Source organism: Streptomyces lunalinharesii (assembly GCF_039532155.1).
Taxonomy (GTDB): Bacteria; Actinomycetota; Actinomycetes; order Streptomycetales; family Streptomycetaceae; genus Streptomyces; species Streptomyces lunalinharesii.
On sequence record NZ_BAAARK010000098.1, the window covers coordinates 1 to 2,481 of the forward strand.

Here is a 2,481-nt window from a genome sequence, read left to right on the forward strand (position 1 = left end):
GGGGGGGGGGGGGGGGGGGGGGGGGGGGGGGGGGGGGGGGGGGGCCGGGGGAGAGGGAAGGGGGGAGGTCGAGGGGCGTGCAAGTGGTCCCATGGGGTGGGTTGATGGGGGTGTGGAGCGTCAGCGGAGTGGGGTGGCGCTGTGCTGGGGAAGCGGTGGGCCCCGAGGGGGCTCGGGGCCGGGGCGTGCGTCGGCGGATTTTGATGTGGGGCTGGTGGTTCGGCGCCGGAGTCGGCGTCTCGGTGTCGCCTGTGGCTTTGGTTCGAGTTCGCGGTGGGGTGGGGCGGTCGTGAGCGGCTACGGGGTGCGGGGCTTGCTCTGGGTGAGGGCGGCGCCGGCCAGGACGATGAGGGCGCCCAGTGGGGTGTTCCAGGTCAGGTGCTCGTTGAGGAGCGCCACGCCGGACGCGGTGGCGATGACGGGGATGAAGTAGGTGACCATCTGCGCGGTGGTCGGCCCGACCTCCGCGACCAGCCCGTACTGCAGGAGGAAGGCGACGCCGGTACCCAGGGCGCCCAGGGCGAAGACGGCCAGCAAGGGGACGAGCGGGAACGACGTCGGCATCGGTGTGAACAGCGCCGTGACCACCGCGAGTTGGGCCGTGGCGAGCAGCAGTTGGGTGCTGGACATGGCGAGGTGCGAGTGCTGGTCGCGGGCCAGGGTGCGGCGGACGTAGATCCAGCCGATGGGGTAGCTGAGCGAGGCGCCCAGCGCCATGGCGGTGCCCGTGAGGTCGGTGCCGGAGAAGCCCTGCCAGGCGCCGAGGACGGTGAGCACGCCGAGGAAGCCGATGCCGAGCCCGGCGACGCGGCGGCGGGTGGGCCGGTCCTCCGAGAGGGCCACGACCGACAGTGCCATGCCCCACAGCGGCGAGGTGGCGTTGCAGATGCTGGCCAGGGTCGAGGGGATCGTCAGCTCGGAGTAGGCGAAGAGCGAGAACGGCAGCGCGTTGAGGAGGAACGCGGCGACCGCGAGATGACCCCAGGTCCGGGCCGAGCGCGGGAGTCGTTCCCGCTTGATCGCGAGGAATACCAGTAGCACCAGCGCGCCGAACGCCACTCGGCCGAGTGTGACCTGTAGCGGGGCGAATCCCTCGGTGCCCACCTTGATGAAGAGGAAACTGAAGCCCCACACCAGGCAGAGGACGGCGAATCGGACCCGCCAGGCGACGGTGCGGCGTGCGGGCCCGTCCTGGGGGGCGGTGGCGACCGAGGCCCTGGTGGTTGAGGCGGGTGCTGGCGCGGTGCCGGGGCCGGGTCCGGTGTTGAGGCCGGGTGGGGGCGGTGCATCGGTGGAGGTGGCGGGCGCGGCGGGCGCGTCGGTGGTGCTCATGGCATCTAAGATGCCGGGATTCAAATTCGTAGCACAAGCGAGAATTAATGGCAGATACCGCTTAGCATTGCTTACATGTTGAACCTTGATCGTCTGCGGACGCTGTCCGCGATCGCCCGGCACGGTTCGGTCAGTGCGGCCGCCGAAGGACTGCACGTGACGACCTCGGCGGTCTCCCAGCAGATCGCCAAACTGGAACGCGAGACGGGCCAGCAACTGCTGGCGAAGAACGGGCGGGGGATCCGACTGACCGATGCCGGACGGCTGCTCGCCGATCATGCGGCCCGGATCCTGTCCCAGGTGGAGCTGGCGCAGGCCGACCTGGAGGCTCATCGCGGTCAGCCGGTGGGGGAGTTGAGGATGGGGGCGTTCCCGACCGCGGCGCGCGGGCTGTTCCCGACGGCGCTCGCCGCGCTGCGTGCCGAACACCCGCAGCTCCGCCCACGGTTGCGGGAAATCGAACCGGACGATTCGGTGCGCGGCGTGGTGCGAGGTGACCTCGATGTGGCCGTCGTCCTGGACTGGTACAACCGCCCGTTGTCGCTTCCCGACGGGCTGGCGAAGGCGCCGTTGCTCGACGATCCGTCCGATGTGGCCATGCCGTCGGGCCACCCGTTGGCCGGGCGGCAGTTCGTGGAGCTGGAGGAGTTCGCGGACGACGAGTGGATCTCCTGGCCGCAGGCGGAGTTCTGCCACGACTGGTTGATGTTCACCCTGCGCGGCAAGGGCGTGGAGCCCCGCATCACGCACATGGCGGAGGAGCACCACACCCAACTCGCGCTGATCGCGGCCGGCTTGGGCGTTGCGGTAGCGCCTCGGCTGGGGCGTGGGCCGGTCCCGGACGGGGTGAGCGTGGTGCCAGTGCGTCATCCCATGCGGCGGCACGTCTATGCCATCTGGCGGGCGGACGCCGACCGCAGGCCGTCGATCCGGGCAGCCGTGGTGGCGCTGCGGAAGGCGGGGGAAGCGGTGGAGGCGATGGAGGCGGAGACGATGACGGCGGGCGGGGGTGGACGGCCTCCGGGTGGGGGTGATGGGTGAGGGGAGGGGGTGGGGGGTGGGTGGGGGAGGCGCGTTGCCCTCCCTTGGCCCCCCCCCCCCCCCCCCCCCCCCCCCCCCCCCCCCCCCCCCCCCCCCCCCCCCCCCCCC

Annotated in this window: 2 protein-coding genes; one reads left to right on the plus strand and one right to left on the minus strand. The window is 71.9% G+C overall.

The window, feature by feature from the left end; all coding sequences use genetic code 11:
* Window positions 1–297: 297 nt before the first annotated feature.
* Window positions 298–1,332 carry a DMT family transporter gene (locus ABD385_RS41045; RefSeq protein ID WP_344585358.1) on the minus strand — a complete coding sequence of 345 codons (1,035 nt, stop codon included), beginning with the start codon at window positions 1,330–1,332 and terminating at the stop codon, window positions 298–300.
* A gap of 75 nt (window positions 1,333–1,407) precedes the next feature.
* Here ABD385_RS41045 and ABD385_RS41050 point away from each other — a divergent pair, with 75 nt between their 5' ends.
* Window positions 1,408–2,373 carry a LysR family transcriptional regulator gene (locus tag ABD385_RS41050; RefSeq protein WP_344585360.1) on the plus strand — a complete coding sequence of 322 codons (966 nt, stop codon included), beginning with the start codon at window positions 1,408–1,410 and terminating at the stop codon, window positions 2,371–2,373.
* Window positions 2,374–2,481 lie beyond the last annotated feature (108 nt).

Coding starts and splice junctions, on each gene's coding strand:
- ABD385_RS41045 (WP_344585358.1), bottom strand. CDS start 1,332: ATGAGCACCACCGACGCGCCCGCCGCGCCCGCCACCTCCACCGATGCA.
- ABD385_RS41050 (WP_344585360.1), top strand. CDS start 1,408: ATGTTGAACCTTGATCGTCTGCGGACGCTGTCCGCGATCGCCCGGCAC.